The sequence below is a fragment of the Paenibacillus praedii genome (assembly GCF_049725345.1).
Taxonomy (GTDB): Bacteria; Bacillota; Bacilli; order Paenibacillales; family Paenibacillaceae; genus Pristimantibacillus.
The window spans coordinates 114,326-130,204 of record NZ_JBMWAM010000007.1 but is presented as its reverse complement, the minus strand read 5'-3'; the positions used below and the strand labels follow the sequence as shown (position 1 = coordinate 130,204).

General features: G+C 49.8%; 16 protein-coding genes and 1 pseudogene. 8 read left to right on the top strand and 9 right to left on the bottom strand.

Going from position 1 to position 15,879, the window contains the following annotated elements; all coding sequences use genetic code 11:
- Positions 1-157 precede the first annotated feature (157 nt).
- A complete protein-coding gene (locus ACO9K6_RS09045) occupies positions 158-1,189 on the bottom strand; it encodes a dienelactone hydrolase family protein (RefSeq protein ID WP_424767228.1) in 1,032 nt (343 codons plus the stop codon).
- Positions 1,190-1,383: 194 nt separating this feature from the next.
- Between ACO9K6_RS09045 and ACO9K6_RS09040 the strand changes: the two genes are divergently transcribed.
- Both ACO9K6_RS09040 and ACO9K6_RS09035 read left to right on the top strand, forming a co-directional pair.
- Positions 1,384-2,598 carry an aspartate aminotransferase family protein gene (locus ACO9K6_RS09040; protein ID WP_424767227.1) on the top strand — a complete coding sequence of 405 codons (1,215 nt, stop codon included), beginning with the start codon at positions 1,384-1,386 and terminating at the stop codon, positions 2,596-2,598.
- A 237-nt stretch (positions 2,599-2,835) separates the two neighbouring features.
- Positions 2,836-3,108: a hypothetical protein gene (locus ACO9K6_RS09035; RefSeq protein ID WP_424767226.1), complete on the top strand. Its 273-nt coding sequence runs from the start codon at positions 2,836-2,838 to the stop codon at positions 3,106-3,108.
- A 3-nt stretch (positions 3,109-3,111) separates the two neighbouring features.
- Here ACO9K6_RS09035 and uxaC read toward each other — a convergent pair whose 3' ends face one another.
- From uxaC to ACO9K6_RS09020, 3 genes and pseudogenes are all read right to left on the bottom strand, one after another.
- Positions 3,112-4,518, bottom strand: a complete 1,407-nt coding sequence (gene uxaC, locus ACO9K6_RS09030) for a glucuronate isomerase (RefSeq protein ID WP_424767225.1) — start codon at positions 4,516-4,518, stop codon at positions 3,112-3,114.
- Positions 4,519-4,538: 20 nt separating this feature from the next.
- Positions 4,539-5,233, bottom strand: a pseudogene (locus ACO9K6_RS09025) (Gfo/Idh/MocA family oxidoreductase); the annotation flags it as partial.
- Between the two features lie 3 nt (positions 5,234-5,236).
- On the bottom strand, positions 5,237-5,413 hold the full coding sequence (locus ACO9K6_RS09020) for a hypothetical protein (RefSeq protein WP_424767224.1): 177 nt from the start codon (positions 5,411-5,413) through the stop codon (positions 5,237-5,239).
- Positions 5,414-5,442: 29 nt separating this feature from the next.
- Between ACO9K6_RS09020 and ACO9K6_RS09015 the strand changes: the two genes are divergently transcribed.
- The 6 genes from ACO9K6_RS09015 to ACO9K6_RS08990 all read left to right on the top strand — a co-directional run bounded on the left by ACO9K6_RS09015 (position 5,443) and on the right by ACO9K6_RS08990 (position 10,365).
- Positions 5,443-5,649, top strand: coding sequence for an AraC family transcriptional regulator (locus tag ACO9K6_RS09015; protein ID WP_424767223.1), 207 nt, complete (start codon positions 5,443-5,445; stop codon positions 5,647-5,649).
- 148 nt (positions 5,650-5,797) lie between these two features.
- The gene (locus tag ACO9K6_RS09010; protein ID WP_424767222.1) at positions 5,798-6,802 is read left to right on the top strand and encodes a Gfo/Idh/MocA family protein; all 1,005 of its coding nucleotides are present in this window, start codon (positions 5,798-5,800) and stop codon (positions 6,800-6,802) included.
- A 39-nt stretch (positions 6,803-6,841) separates the two neighbouring features.
- Positions 6,842-7,789: a helix-turn-helix domain-containing protein gene (locus ACO9K6_RS09005; RefSeq protein ID WP_424767221.1), complete on the top strand. Its 948-nt coding sequence runs from the start codon at positions 6,842-6,844 to the stop codon at positions 7,787-7,789.
- Positions 7,790-7,821: 32 nt separating this feature from the next.
- Complete coding sequence (locus tag ACO9K6_RS09000; protein WP_424767220.1) at positions 7,822-8,901, top strand: Gfo/Idh/MocA family protein; 1,080 nt, start codon at positions 7,822-7,824, stop codon at positions 8,899-8,901.
- 420 nt (positions 8,902-9,321) lie between these two features.
- Positions 9,322-9,957 (top strand): FMN-dependent NADH-azoreductase, encoded by a 636-nt coding sequence (locus tag ACO9K6_RS08995; protein ID WP_424767219.1) that lies wholly within the window; start codon positions 9,322-9,324, stop codon positions 9,955-9,957.
- Between the two features lie 234 nt (positions 9,958-10,191).
- Complete coding sequence (locus ACO9K6_RS08990) at positions 10,192-10,365, top strand: hypothetical protein (protein ID WP_424767218.1); 174 nt, start codon at positions 10,192-10,194, stop codon at positions 10,363-10,365.
- 232 nt (positions 10,366-10,597) lie between these two features.
- On the opposite strand, the gene ACO9K6_RS08985 is transcribed toward ACO9K6_RS08990, so the two are convergent.
- From ACO9K6_RS08985 to ACO9K6_RS08965, 5 genes are all read right to left on the bottom strand, one after another.
- The gene (locus ACO9K6_RS08985; RefSeq protein WP_424767217.1) at positions 10,598-12,358 is read right to left on the bottom strand and encodes a glycoside hydrolase family 9 protein; all 1,761 of its coding nucleotides are present in this window, start codon (positions 12,356-12,358) and stop codon (positions 10,598-10,600) included.
- Positions 12,351-13,304, bottom strand: a complete 954-nt coding sequence (locus ACO9K6_RS08980; RefSeq protein ID WP_424767216.1) for an aldo/keto reductase family protein — start codon at positions 13,302-13,304, stop codon at positions 12,351-12,353. The genes ACO9K6_RS08985 and ACO9K6_RS08980 overlap by 8 nt, the downstream gene beginning before the upstream one ends.
- An 88-nt stretch (positions 13,305-13,392) precedes the next feature.
- Positions 13,393-14,094 carry an SDR family oxidoreductase gene (locus tag ACO9K6_RS08975; protein WP_424767215.1) on the bottom strand — a complete coding sequence of 234 codons (702 nt, stop codon included), beginning with the start codon at positions 14,092-14,094 and terminating at the stop codon, positions 13,393-13,395.
- 31 nt (positions 14,095-14,125) lie between these two features.
- A complete protein-coding gene (locus tag ACO9K6_RS08970) occupies positions 14,126-14,581 on the bottom strand; it encodes a VOC family protein (protein ID WP_424767214.1) in 456 nt (151 codons plus the stop codon).
- Between the two features lie 216 nt (positions 14,582-14,797).
- On the bottom strand, positions 14,798-15,847 hold the full coding sequence (locus ACO9K6_RS08965) for a LacI family DNA-binding transcriptional regulator (RefSeq protein WP_424767213.1): 1,050 nt from the start codon (positions 15,845-15,847) through the stop codon (positions 14,798-14,800).
- Positions 15,848-15,879: the final 32 nt, after the last annotated feature.

Below are 15,879 nucleotides of genomic sequence, written 5' to 3'. Positions count from 1 at the left end.
CAATAGGACTCTTTACCGGTCAAAGTTGTTATATGAACCAACTTAACTCATCTTCTCTAACACCGCGATCTGCTAGGCTAGTAAAATAACTATGTTGATCGCTATAATTTAAACGTGCGAATCCTCCTATCACCTATTACCTTTCGTTTGAAATACTCTATGCCCCGCCCGCCCCTAACGACCTCTTCAGCCAATCATAAGCTCTGCGCCCGCTGATTTCATGGGCTCCTGGGAACACATCCGTCTCCAGCATCGCCCCGGCTCCGTCCGCATCATAAATGGCCTGAATGTCCGCAGCCGCCTTGCGGAAGCCGTCAACCGGAAAGATCGGGTCCTTATCGCCTGACTCGAGGAACAAGGGGCGCGGCGCGATCAGGCCGATCAGCTCCGGCAGTTCGGCATGCATGAGCAAGCCAGGCGTATAGTTATCAATGCAATGATGCACGGCAAATATGCTGTCTTTAACGGCATTTGTAAACCCGGTTAAGACGACCGAGTGCATTCTCGCTTCTAATACGGCGGTGACAAAGCCGATAAGAGCACCCCCCGAAAAGCCCATCGCGCCGATGCGTCCGCTGTCGATCTCCGGTCTAGACGCCAAATAATGATAGGCCTTCAGCGCTTCGGTTACGCGCAAGCCCGTTAACGTCTTGCCCAGCATCATCAGCTGTGTTGACAGCCGGTAGCATGAGTTTGGCGCGTCCGGATTGACCGCAAGATCGGCCAGCAGTCTGCGCTCCCCGAAACCGATCACATCCGGCGCGATGACGGCCATCCCTCTCTTCACCAACTGCAGCGCAAAATGCTGATGAATGCCCGGCTGCTTCTCATCCGGCGAGCCGTCCGGCAGCAGCCCGACAATTTCACGGCTGCCGTAGCCATGGCCATGCAAAGCCAGCACGCCAGGCAGCGGACCTCTGGAGTTATTCGGGAGCAGAACATACGCCCCGAAGGTCAGCCCTGGCGTCGCGGACAACTCCACGCGCTCACGGATGTAGCCGTCACAATCTACGCGCTCTAGCAGCATAGGAGCATGTCCGGCATTACGCTCGAAGGAGCCTATCGCATCACGAAGAGCCGCCTTAAGCTTTGGTCTCCGTTCATTCGGCAGCTCTGCTTCAGACTGGCTCCTATGACAGTTAATCGCCTCCTCATACAGCTTTTCCAACAATGCGTCTCCATTCCACATTCTCGCTCACTCCTGACTTTTTGATAGATTTGCATGATCCAATTTGGACTTTATCCTAAGCTCTGTCTTTTATAGAGTCATTGTTATGGTTAGGAGCAATGATGTCATATTTATGAATTAGCGAATATCATGTTGAATTTTTATGCTTAAAGTTGTATATTTATACAATACATTGAACTAACGGGAGGCTCGTCATGATTCAAATGGAAAATTCATTAACCAGTGATTTACTCGCTACGGCAGAAAAGTCGGTGTTGTTCACGGCCAGACGGCCTGACATCGTGATGGAACGCGGCGAGGGAATGGTGTTGTGGGATACAGAAGGCAATCGTTTCTTAGATTTTGTCGGTGGCTGGGCGGTTACGAGCTTGGGGCATTCCCCCGCTGCTCTGCAGAAGGCGCTGACGCGCCAGGCTGCAACCTTGGTCCACGCCAGTCCCGGCTACTATAATAAACCTATGATTGAATTCGCTGATCAATTAACCAAAGTTAGCGGAATGGATAAAGTATTCTTCGCCAGCAGCGGAGCGGAAGCGAACGAAAGCGCCATAAAGCTGGCCAGAAAGCATGGCAAGGTCAATATGAGTGGCGCATACGAAATCATTACGCTTACGAACAGCTTCCACGGACGCACCTTAGCGACAATGTCGGCAACCGGCAAGCCGCAATGGAAGGAGCTCTACGCTCCGAAGGTGGATGGCTTCAAGCATGTGCCGATCAATGATCTGGATGCTTGCTTCGCAGCCGTGAATAACAACACCTGTGCGATTATGGTTGAGCTTGTGCAGGGAGAAGGCGGTGTTCATGAGGTCGATGAAGCTTATTTGTACGGTCTTCGCAAAATCTGCGACATGTACGGCATGCTTCTTATCTTCGATGAAATTCAGACTGGAATGGGCAGAACAGGCAAGCTGTTCGCCTACGAGCATTACGGCATTGAGCCCGATGTGATGACGCTTGGCAAAGGGATCGGCGGCGGCTTCCCGCTGTCCGCGATGCTTACCAGGAGCAAATACGATCTGTTCGAGCCTGGCGATCAAGGAGGAACGTACAGCGGTCAGCCGCTTGCCATGGCGGCAGGGCTCGCCGTTCTGAAAGAGCTGCTCGAACGAAATTTGTCCGGCAATGCGGAGGTGCAAGGTAAGTACTTGACCAAAGCACTCGCTGATCTTGCCAAGCAATACCCGATCACGAATATTCGCGGCAAAGGCTTGCTGCTGGCATTCGACGTCCCGGAAGGCGCGGGCCCGCAGCTTGCGTCGATTTGCCTGCGCGAGGGCTTGCTCATCAACGCGCCGAACCCTTCAACGGTCCGGCTGGTTCCACCGCTGATCGTCACGCAGAAGGACATCGACGACATGCTGCTCATCCTTCGCCGCGCATTCGATAAGCTGGCATCCAGTAAATAGAGGAAAGTGGGAAGGCATGCGGCTGGCCGTATGCCTTCTCTTTTATTTTCGACTGCTACCAATTCATCACATTACCGGCATAATCGATGTATTCGCACTCCGCTTCTGCCGCATTTTCCCCGCCTGCCGACAACTTCTTCTCAATCTGCTCTAATAAATAATTAAGTATGATGGATAAGCCCTGCGCATACCCTAATTACGATTGGAACGCGCTTATATGCGCAGGGAGGCTGTCATTTGGGCAAACAAGCTGCCAGTAACAAACCATTTACCGTCTACGTCATTCCCGCATGGAAGTGGAAGGAGTTTCTTGCCTTCGAGCTTATTGGCGGAGCCGCGTTTTATTTGATTTGCAGAAAAACGGCCCATTCCGAAATTTTTGGAATAGCTGCAAATATAGCAGGACCGCAAATGCTAAAGTATATGATGCAGGTTTACCGATTAGATATAAAAAAACGTTCTGCAGCATCCGCCGAGACCAAGCTGGCGGAAGTGCAGAACGCTCCTTGACCATTAAAATCCGAAGTAAGCCTTCGCGTTGCGGTAGGAGATGTTCTGAACCATATCCCCAAGCAGCTCCATATCCTGCGGCGCCTCTCCATTCTCCACCCATTCGCCTAGCAGATTGCAGAGAATGCGTCTGAAATATTCGTGTCTAGTATAGGAAAGGAAGCTGCGCGAATCGGTCAGCATGCCGACGAAGCGGCTAAGCAAACCTAAATTAGCAAGCGCATTCATTTGGTCGAGCATGCCGTTCTTCGTATCGTTGAACCACCATGCCGAGCCCAGCTGTATTTTGCCCGGAATACCGCCGCCCTGGAAGCTGCCGATAATCGAGCCAAGCACATCATTGTCCTTCGCATTAAGCGAATACAAAATTGTCTTCGGGAGCGCGTCGTCCGCATCGAGCGCTCCCAGCAGCCTGACAAGCGGATAAGCAACCGGGCTGTCATTAATGGAATCGAAGCCCGTATCCGGTCCAAGCTTGCCCAGCATGCGCGCGCTGTTGTTGCGGGCCGCGTTAATATGGAACTGCATCGCCCAGCCCCGCTCGGCATACAGCCGTCCCAAGAAGAGCAGCGTATACGTTTTGTACTGCTTTTCCTCCTCCAGGCTAACCTGCCCGCCCTTCAGCGCTTTGGCAAAGATCGCGGCAGCCTCGGCTTTCGTCGTTTCCGCATAAGCGACATAATCAAGCGCATGATCGGATACCTTGCAGCCGACCTCGTGGAAAAACTTCACTCTCGCCTCCAGCGCGTCAAGCAGCGCGTCGTAGCTGTCAATTCTGCCCGATACAGAAGCTTCAAGCTTGCCGATCCACTCCAGGAAGGTCGGACGGTTAATTTCCAGCGCTTTATCCGGGCGGAACGACGGCAGCACCTGCACGTCGAAGTCCTTCAGTCCTTTAATCGCGATATGATATTCAAGTGAGTCTATCGGATCATCGGTTGTACAAATGACTTCAACGTTAGACATTTTGATCAAATCGCGCGCTTTAAAGCTGCCGCTTGTCAGCTTCGCATTCACCTGCTCCCAAATCATAGGCGCATTCTTCTCATTAATAAGCTCGTACACATCAAAATACCGGCGAAGCTCCAAATGAGACCATTGATAGAGTGGATTGCCGATCGTCTGCGGGACAGTCCTTGTCCAAGCCTCGAAGCGCTCGTAATCGGTGACGCCAGCGCCGCCGGTAACGTATTGCTCTTCCACGCCATTCGCGCGCATCGCCCGCCATTTGTAATGATCACCGTAAAGCCAAGCCTCGGTCAAATTTGAAAAGCTTGTATTCTCATAAATTTGCTGCGGGCTCAAATGGCAGTGATAATCAATAATCGGCATGCTTTTCGCAAAATCATGATATAACCGTACAGCCGTTTCGTTCGATAGCAAAAAATTGTCGTCCATAAATGGCTTCATCCGAGCTTTCCCCCAATATCCTATCTATGAAACTTCACCAGATCGTCGATCTCTACTGTAAGGCCGGTCTGGATCGAGCGGTTCGCTGCGATGCCAGTCAGAATCGAACGCGCGCCGTCAACGTGATTAGCCGCCCGGTTCAATTTATCCTCCACCGGCGTACCGAACAAATCGTTCAGCAATACCGGATCGCCGACGCCATGACCGCCGACGCCCTCCACGACCTCAACCTCGTATGGAGAGTCAAACATCGGGAATACGTTGATCGTTTTTTCCTGAGTACGCCCATCGTATCTTCAATATTAATGCCGTCGCCGAACACGCTCTAATCGCGGCGATATCCATATTCATGCTCCGCATCCAAATACATCGCTTTCAAATGGTCATTTTTATCCAAGTGTAACGCAAAAGGATCGTTCTCGGCAATCGGGTTTCCTGTCGCGCGTTCATAAAATTGCGTTTCGCCGCGAGCTTCCGCATTTTCGCGTCCATAGAACAGCAGATCCCCGAAGGCAAATACCGACTCCGGCTGCGAGCCGATCCAGAAGTTCACGAGATCGAAGTGATGCGTCGACTTATGCACGAGCAGGCCGCCTCTGTTCTGCTTGTTGCGGTGCCATCTGCGGAAATAGTCTGCGCCGTGCTCCGTATTGAGCAGCCATTCGAAATGCACCGAAGTTACTTTGCCGATTACGCCATTGGCAATAAGCTCTCTTGCCTATTCGAGCACCAAAGCCATATTGTCCGTTTGCCGCGGCAGGAGCAGCTGGCTGTTGAGCAAATTATGCGACAGATGCTTTCGGAAATCCGTCTTAAGCCGACTGGCTATGAGCTCATTCCGAACTATGCGGTTGCCGGACTGCTGCTGAACGCGGCCAGATACCTGCAGCAGCATGAGCCTGCTCCACTCCACATGCAACACCAATGCATGCCAAAATATCCGAGGTGGTCCGTCACATCAAAGCTCACTTTGCAGAGCCTCTCCGACTTGACGCAATTGCTGAGCATTTTTTTATAAGCCCCTTTTACTTGAGCCGCATGTTTAAGGAAATAACCGGATTTACCTTCTCTGACTACATCATTAAAATAACCCATGCCTCCCCTCGCGATTATCGTAAGCATTATGTATAACCACTTAATCATGTCGTAATTTTGTATATCACTAGTCATTAAATTACACTAATAATAAGAATGCGAATATGATAAATTGTACTTGTTGTCATAAATTTATATACCATTCATTACCCTCACTTATGAACGCGCGGGGAGAGAGAGACCGATGATTCGAATTGGTAAAATCAGCTTTTGGCACGTGCACGCATGGGATTATACGAAGCAAGCGCAGGAGTATCCGGATACGGAAATCGCTGCCGTCTGGGATGAATCCGCAGAGCGCGGACAAGAGGCGGCTGAGAAGCTTGGCGTTCCGTTCTATTCGAGCCTAGAAGAGATGCTGCAGCGCGGCGATATCGATGCCGTTATCGTTGATGCGCCAACCACGATGCATCAGGAGGTTATGGTGGCTGCCGCCAAAGCGGGCAAGCATATTTTCACCGAGAAGGTCGTAGCAACGACGCTGAAGGAAGTTAACGTTATTTTGGACGAAGTATCCAAAAATAATGTAAAATTAACGGTGTCACTGCCTCGATTAAATGACGGCTATACGCTCGCCATTCGTGACATTTTATCAAAAGGTTTGCTTGGCAAGATTACGCTCGTCCGTGCCCGCTTATCGCATAATGGCGCAACCGCAGGCTGGCTTCCTGAGCATTTCTACAGCTTGGAAGAATGCGGCGGCGGCGCTCTGATCGACCTCGGCTGCCATCCCATGTACTTGACCAGACTGTTTTTAAATGAGCTGCCTCGCGAGGTATCGGCACATTTTGGTTATGTAACCGGCAAACAAGTAGAGGATAACGCGGTCGCCATCTTGTCTACTTCTTCCGGAGCGGTTGGCATCGTAGAAGCAGGGTTCGTCAATAGCCATTCTCCGTTCACTATCGAGGTGCATGGCACGGAGGGAGCGCTCATGTACGGTACACCTGACAGCAAGCTTCTGCTTCGCACATCCGTCGAAGGCGCCAATTCATCTGAGCAATGGACTCAGCAACAGATTCCAGCAAACAGAGAAGGCGCTTTCCATCAGTGGGTACAGCATATTCAGAACGATACGACAGCAGACGAAAATATTAGCCTAGCGGTCGACTTAACGAAGCTGATGGAAGCATCGAACCGGTCCGCTCGTGAGCATCGTGCTGTACAATTAGAGGAGCTTGACAAGTAATACTGTGTTATTGTGGATAAATTGCCAGGAGGAATCGACATGCCTAGCTTTCCTTATGAGGTTATGCGGGAACGCCAGGATGCGCTGGAGCGTCTGGAGCTTCGCATTCAGTGGGGAGCCTACGACATTCACGTGCTGCGCTTCCATCTGACGCAATTTCCCCCTGGCCGGATCGTAGGCTTTCATAAGCATGCGGAATATGAATTTCACTTCATTCCGCAGGGCAAAGGGAAGGTCATTATCGTGGATCAGGAGTACGAGCTCAGACCGGGCATATTTTATTTGACCGGACCTGACGTTATGCATTATCAGGAAGCGGATGCATATGAAGCGATGGATGAGCTTTGTCTTCATGTCGATATTATCGAACGTAAGACGGGTGGCGAAAGTGACGGACGACACGATTACGATGACTGGGAAGCAGCCGAAGCGCGCGATTGCATCGAGAAGCTAAGAACGCTTCCGCTGCATCCAACCTCGGACGTGCATCAAGCGATGCCGCGATTTCTCGAGGCCTACCGTGCCTGCAGCGATAACTTCGTTGGCAGCTACACCACGATTAAGCAAACGGTTGTGCAAATTTTGCTGCGGGCCGTACGAGCCTACGATACGGCAAACGAGCAAAAACAGTTTCCTACCCGAGATATGAAGGCTTATCGTTACCGGCTTGCTATGGAGTTTATTAACGCCAACTATGACGGCGCAATTACGCTGGAAGACGTTGCGGATAAGCTCAATATGAGCACAAGACATATTCAGCGGCTGTTTAAAGAGCTTCATCAGGGGCATACCTTTACTCGCGTACTGGAGGATATTCGCCTTTCAATCGTATGCCGGGAGCTTGAGAGCACCGAGCGGTCTATTGAGGCGATAGCCAAACAAGCCGGCTTTGCGGGCGGTAACTACCTTCATGCTGTTTTTCGCAAAAAGTTCGGTATAACCCCTTCCGAATACCGGAGGAGCAAGCTTCAACAAACTAGTAAATAAAAACACTTATGAAAATTCAGGAGGAACTTATGATGTCCAAAATTTATCATATTGCTATTGTTGGCTGCGGCGGAATTGCAAACGGCAAGCATTTGCCAAGCTTGAAGAAATTAAAAAACGTGGAAATCGTTGCGTTCTGTGATATCGTCCAGCAACGCGCAATTGATGCAGCGGCAACCTATGGATCTGAAGGCGCCAAAGTTTACACAGATTATAAAGAAATGCTGACGGATTCCTCCATTGATATCGTTCATGTCTGCACACCGAATGACTCGCACGCCGACATTGCGATTGATGCTTTGGAAGCTGGCAAGCATGTGATGAGCGAAAAGCCGATGGCGAAGACTGCTCATGATGCTCAGCGTATGGTCGATGCCGCACGCCGCACAGGCAAGAAGCTGACTGTTGGCTATAACAACCGTTTCCGTCCAGATAGCCAGCATTTGAAAAAGCTTTGCGCAGCAGGCGAGCTCGGAGACATCTACTACGCTAAGGCGCATGCGATTCGTCGCCGCGCGGTACCTACATGGGGCGTGTTCCTTGATGAAGAAAAGCAAGGCGGCGGTCCGCTTATCGATATCGGCACGCACGCGCTCGATTTGACGCTCTGGATGCTAGACAACTACAAGCCGAAGGTCGTTCTAGGCACCTCGTACCACAAGCTTTCGCAGCGTGAGAATGCGGCAAACGCTTGGGGCCCGTGGGATCCTGCCAAATTCACTGTCGAGGACTCCGCATTCGGAATGATCGTGATGGAGAACGGCGCTACAATCGTGCTAGAGTCAAGCTGGGCGCTGAACACGCTTGAAGTCGATGAAGCGAAATGCACCTTGTCGGGAACTGAGGGCGGAGCGGACATGAAGGATGGCCTTCGCATTAACGGTGAGAAGCACAGCCGCTTGTTTACAACAAATGTGGATTTGAAGGCTGGCGGCGTTGCTTTCTACGACGGCCAAACCGAGAGTGAAGCAGATCTCGAAATGAGAATGTGGCTGAAGGCGATCGATGAGGACACTGAGCCTGTCGTGACGCCGGAGCAAGCCTTTGTTGTCTCGCAAATTCTTGAGGCAATTTACGAGTCGTCCAAAACGGGCAAAGCAATTTATCTATAAAAAATACGTTGAAACCAAAACCAGTCAAACACGAAATTAACGTGTTTGACTGGTTTTTTTCATGACTGTATTGGCGTTTTCACGAGGAAACGCTAATCCACCACTTGCCTCTCTTCCCGATATGGGATTATAGCTATCTCATAAAGCGTTCATTTTGATCCTTTGTTTGATGATTTCGTTCTTCCCTTTTAAGAATTTCTCCCATCCCCTGAAATCAGGTGATGCCCATTAATGGGGCACTTCTTGTTCGGGTCTATTGCACTTTACATCGCCTGCGTGCGGCATAGAAATCCAAATTTTCCGGAAGTACAAATAACGCGAATAGCCGGTGGAAATATAGAAAACAATAATATATGGTTATTTGAAAATGAGCCATACTCCAATATTAAAAACATGTTCACAGAAGGGACGATTTTATTAATGGCAACTGTATTGTATATCACTGCACATCCTCATGACCATCAAACCTCGTTCAGTATGGCAGTCGGTAAAGAATTTATCGAAGCCTATAGGCAAGCCAATTCGACGGATGAAGTCATTCATTTGGATCTGTATAGATCGAACATTCCTCCTATCGATGCCGATATCTTCAGCGGCTGGGGAAAGCTGCGATCGGGTTCTTCTTTTGATCAGCTGGCCAATACGGAGAGCTCCAAAATTGCGCGCCTCAATGAAATTGTCGATCAGTATGTAGCTGCCGACAAATATGTATTTGTTACGCCCATGTGGAACTTTTCTTTCCCGCCTGTTCTAAAAGCATACATCGATGCAATATGTGTAGCGGGTAAAACGTTTAAATATACCGATAAGGGTCCCGAGGGCTTGTTAACGGGCAAAAAGGCGCTTCATATTCAAGCCAGGGGCGGGATTTACTCCGAAGGGCCTGCTGCGGGCTTCGAAAGCGGCCACAGCTACCTGCAGAAGATCATGCAATTCCATGGCGTTCCGTCTTTTGAAGGAATTTTTGTTGAAGGCATGGCCGTAACGCCCGATAAAGCCCAAGACATCAAAGAAAAAGCTATCACCCAGGCCAAAGAGCTAGCCAAACGGTTTTAAAACCTAGAAATCCACAAATGATCGAAGTAGTTTCGGGAGCTGCCAGCTGCAGCTTCCCTTTAATCAATAAATTTAAGTATAATATGGTGTATCCATAATATTGCAAGGAGCCATTCCTGTAATGCCAACGAAAGAATACGCAGATTTACGTATCTATATGAACTTCCGAGAAAAGGCTCTAAGTAAGAGCGAGAAAACAGGAGAAAACATTACTTTATAGTGGGAGGTGAAAGCATGATTGATCCAAACAAAGATTTCCCTCTTTATTATGACGGTTCCGCTCACGTTGAATTTTCTGACGAACTCACCGATAAGATGAGAACCAATACAAATGAAAAGTTAAATAACAACAATCAAGAATGGCAGCGCTTCATCGGCACGAATCTGTTCGGGATGGATACCAAGTGATTTCGTTGAATAGGATATTATAAGAAAAGCTAAGTTTCAGGCAGCTTCGATTGCCTCAACTTAGCTTTTTTTTGTTAGTAGAGTCAAATGAATAGGTAGTTATTTCTATCCCCCCCATACACGGTAAAAAGACAGAGGCATTCGCTATATTGCTGTTGATTTGCTGGAGCTATAAGATCCAGTTATCGTAATATGAGGTTAGCAAAAAGCTGATGAAGTTGATTGCACTATGTCAGCCATTCACAAAAAACGATGTCAGCATAACAACCGGCGCATTGTAGTCTATCGCATATTCATTGCTTGAAAAAGAGCCCCTTACGTCCAAATACGCCTTCGCTGGCGCAAGCCCCTCCTTGACCGCATCCAAATCCGGATCGCCTCCGTAACGGTTTGGTCCCCCAACAACCAGTCCAGGAATCGTTACTCCCGTTGCGGCATTGGTCCGATGATGAGGCGCTACCGGAAAGCGGCTGCCGATGCCGGTCACATAGCTATAGCCTGTTGCGCTGCGGCCGAATACATGATGCAGCTGTTCACGAGCAATATCTACATAGTTCTCGTCAGGCTGCATCCGATCTGCGATTAGCAGCATGCAGCCGTACGCTGCGCCTGCTTTGACCGACGCCCATGTATACTCGGTTAGCGACAACGTATTCAAGTAGCCGTCTGCCTCTGCTTGCCGGACAAGCTCCTCTGCCCGGTTTGTCACCGCCGCCCGAATTCGCTCCTTCCACTGCTCATCGGTATTCTCTGAGCTGAAGTATGCCCATTGCCCTAACAGCTGCGCATTGCCCCAATTAACCGGCTTTGGCGGCCCAGCCATTAAATCGGAATACTGCTTCGTCAGCAATTCGTTGTAGCTGGCTTTGCCTGTCGTGCGATGCAGCTCTGCCAGCGCCCACATGCGTTCTTCCTCATCCGTAGCTTTGTCATAAGGCCCCGAGCCGTTGTTCTGCCCTGGGTCCTGCCGAAAAAACGCGGACTGGTTTTTCGTTAACCAGCTCTGGGCTTTCTCTGCCGCATTCAAGAGCTGAGCGGCGAACTTCTCGTCATGCGGCATGTATATACGCGCGGCAAGCGCGGTCGCTGCCGCAAATTGGGCCGTGCCGTAGGTAGACAACCCATATACGTATCTTGTCTGCGCATCACAATCCGGTGTAACAAAACCGGGCCAGAGAGCGCCGCCTACCTTGTGATAGACAGCTCCATCCATGCGCTGCATGCGCAGCATCCAGTCCAGCTCATATTTCACCTCAACGAGAATATCAGGCATCAGCTTTCCTTGTCTTTGAGGCCTTAGTTCTTCCGGCAGCTTTAATTGTCCGATAGGAAAAGCTGCAGGATTCATATCGTAAGCAAGCAAAAGCTGGCCGACTGTCACAGCCGCAGGAGGTATGTACTTACCGAAATCGCCAGCATCATACCAGCCGCCTGAAACATCGATCACATCTCCCTTGCGAGAAACCCCATCTTCAAAGAAAAGCTCCGCCTTTGCATCCTGGGAATGACCTGCCTTCAGCTTCAAGCCTGTAACCGGATCCCTAATATCTGCATTAGACCGCTGCAGCGTATAGGAGCGCAGCATGACGGCTAATGCCTCCTCATAAGGATTAGCGCTTAATCGAAACGGATAAGAGCTCCCGGCTCCCTCTGCTGCAAGCTGATATTCGCCAGCTGTCTGAAATACGGAGAAATCCGCTCTTCTTATAATTTGCTGCGATGCCTCATCCGCAATGGGGGAGGATATGCTTCCGGTAAATACGGTCTTCCCGCTTTTGACATCGACAAGAGTGAATGCAGCTGCGTCGGGAAGAATTCCTTCGACAAGCCCGATTTTTTTATCTACTACGCCATAACCTACCTGATTCACCTTCAAACGTTCACCAACCTCGAATTCCACGCCAGCCTCCTCACTCAACTGCACGGCCTTATTAGAAGGTGCTGCTGCAGCCGCGCTTGTTGGTAGATTCTCCTGCTGCTCCACATTATTCACCCAAAATAGACTCTATACCCAACAGCAGCTCGTCAGAGAGCTTTACTTCGCTCGCTTTGCTGTTTTCAATAATTTGCTCGGGACGGCTGGCGCCTACCAAAGCGCTTGCGATATTCGGAAGGCGCAGCACCCAGGCAATCGCAAGCTGCGCGACCGAGCAGCCAGCTTCCGCTGCCAGCGCCTTAAGCTGTTCAACACGGGACAAATGCCAATCGCTCAAATAGCCGCCGATATACATATTGGAGCTGGAATCCAGCGCACGGCTGCCCTCCGGCTTTCCTGCGTTCCCGGAGCTGTATTTGCCTGTGAGCACACCCTGCGCAAGCGGAGAAAATACAACCTGACTTATGCCATTACGCTCTCCAAGTGGAATGATTTCATTCTCAATCGTGCGGTGGAACATATGATATTGCGGTTGATTGACGACAATCCGATCCAACAAATATTTGTCAGCAATCTGAAGCGCCTCCTGCATTTGCGCTGCCGTCCATTCGCTTACACCCACATAAAGAATCTTGCCCGAACGAACGAGATCCTCCAACGTCCGAAGCGTTTCATCAACCGGCGTATTGGGATCAAAACGGTGGCAATAGTAGAGATCCACATAGTCCAGACCAAGCCGCTTTAAGCTCGCATTCGCCTGCTCGAGAATATGCTTGCGAGATAGTCCTCTATCGTTGGGACCATCTCCCATATCGCCATACACCTTCGTTGCAATGACGTAGGATTCACGGGCATAGCCGCGCAAAGCTTCACCGACAACTTCCTCTGCCTTGCCTCTCATGTAGACGTTAGCTGTATCGAAGAAATTAATGCCTAAATCATAAGCCTGCGCGATCGTTCTCGCCGCTGTTCCGTCATCAACGGAGTTCCCGTAAGTTAACCAGCTGCCAAGGCTGATTTCACTAACCTTTAAGCCCGTTCTTCCAAGTCTGCGATAGTTCATAGTAACCTCCATTTAGTCAAATCATAGTTTTCTGGCTAAGCCATCCTGTAAAATCATAATCATGCAATCCGATGACAACATCCAATCCTTACATGCTCATCGGGTTTCCGTTATGATCGATAAACAACGCGTCCGAAGGCGCTTCTGTCTTCCGTTCAATGATGTTCATAATGCCAGCGGCCGCCGCGGCTGCATCGCCCGGCGCTTGCTCTCCGCCCATATCCGTACGGATCCAGCCTGGATGCAGGGCATGTACAAGGAAGCCTTGTGGTGACAGCTCGCGCCGAAGCTGAGCAGAAAACATATTTAGCGCGGATTTCGACAATGCGTAAGAATAATCTCCACCATAAGCGCCTGCAAAACTGCCCGCTTCGGAGCTAATATTAATGATTGTCTGCTGCTCCCCTTGACGAAGCAGGGGCAGGAAGTGTTTAAGCACTGCCATTGGACCGTACAAATTCGTTTGGAAGGATTCCTCCACTTGATCAAGCTCGAGCTGCTCCAGCTTCTGCTCACGTCCACGCAGAATAGCTGCGCTGTTAATGACTGCATCGAGGCCGCTAATTCGATTAGCTGCTTGCTCGAAGGCATAACGGACGGAATTCTCATCCGCAACATCCAGCGGCAAAATCATTACTTGCTGGGGAAAGCTTTGACTAAGTTCATCTAAACCATTCACAGAAGAGCCTGGTCCACGAACGCCTGCCAGCACCTGATGGCCGCGCGAGCATGCCTCGGCTGCTAATGCGAGGCCTAACCCCCGGTTAGCGCCCGTTATTAAAATTCGCATAGATATCCTTTCCTCCTATCCCATCTAGCATTTACTTATCGTTCTCTAGCAGCTCCAGCATTACTTTCAACTGCTTAAATGTATCCATATACGCATAGCGTCCGCCGGTGTACTCTCCTTTTTGGACAAGAGCCATACCGTTTTTCTCCATCAAAGCGACCTTTTCCTTCATACCGTCAACAACGAAAGCAATATGATGAGGGCCTTCCCCGTGCTTATCCAAATGCTCTCTCCAGGTGCTCGGATGCTCATCCGGCTCAATCAGCTCCAGCTGCAGCGAGCCCATATCTAAGAATGCAAGCTTTGCTCGAGCAACCGAGGATTCGCCGTTAAATTCCGTTTGCGCTACGTCTACGGTATCCGTCCAAAACCAGTTCGGTTTCTCTACGCCGAAGAAATCGGCATACGACTGTGAGGTTGCGTCAATATCGTGCACTAATAGTCCAATTTGTGTTATGGTTCGTGTTCCGAGAATATTTTTATCCATAAAATAAGCACTCCCTATAATTTATACATGGCAGCAAGCCTTATACGGTTCATAAACCAATGCGACAGCTAAAATAGTAAATAAAAACTCCCCACCAGCCTACATCCCGATCACCCCTTTCAAGCAGCGCAGTGCAGCTTTTAAATGTAAACGCGTGTTTATTTTTGTCGAAAAAAGGACTGTCGAATAGACAGCGTTATCATAAGCTTATCAAAGCTATTCCTTGGCATCTGGCCTTCTGCATGAATCCCGGACGATCAGCTGTGTTCCAGCAACGGTTGGATTGAAAGGTGCCGCACCGTTCTCGATACCTGAAATCAAGGTGCGCGTCAGATCAGCCATCATTTCCGAGAAATCGACTCTTATCGTGGTTACTGGAGGGCTATAGTGGACGCTTAAAGTATGATCATCGAATCCAATGATAGATATATCCCGAGGAACCTGTATCCCCGCTTCCTTCAGCGCGCGAATGGCTCCGAAAGCGACACTATCATTCGCAGCAAATATAGCCGTAGGCAGCTCGGAGGCCGTCTTCAACAGCTCCTTGATCGCTTTATATCCGCTTGCCTCTTCAAAATCTCCTGGCAGTATCCATTGCTCCTCGATCGGGAGACGATGTCTCTCCATCGCTAACTGGAATCCCTCCCACTTTGAAGGTCCCGAATATCTATTCATATCGCCATTAATCATTCCAATTCGCTTATGTCCCAGCTCAGCTAAATAATCAATGGCCTGGCCTACGCCGGTTATATTATCAAAATTAAAAACAATACGATTCGGCTCATGCCGGCCTGGCAAATGCTGATCCACGATTGCGATTATAAAGCCCTCTGAAACGAGCTCCTCGATAATCGGCTCATAATTGTCCGCACCAATAAATATGCCTCCGTCAATTCTACGCTGGTAGAAGCTCTCTTTAATTGTACGAGCCTCCTCCTGCTCCTTCGGGTCCCTCAAAATATGGGTCAGCACGTAGTAGCCCTGAGATGAAGCGCTCTCAATAATACGCGCAAGAAGCAGGCTTGATATCATATCGCCCGAGACGCGGCCGGAGTCGATCATGAACAGGCCAATTGTCCGCGTTCGCTTGCCTGCAAGCACTTGAGCGGACAAATTCGGATAATAATTATACTGCTCGATCACTTTCATGACCTTTTGCTTTGTTTTCTCGGGGACGTTTGCGTAATTATTAATGACGCGGCTGACCGTACTTCGTGAAACACCCGCCAGCCTTGCGATTTCCGTACTATTGATTTCCTTGCTCAACGATAAACCCTCTTCCTGTGAACGCGCGTTAA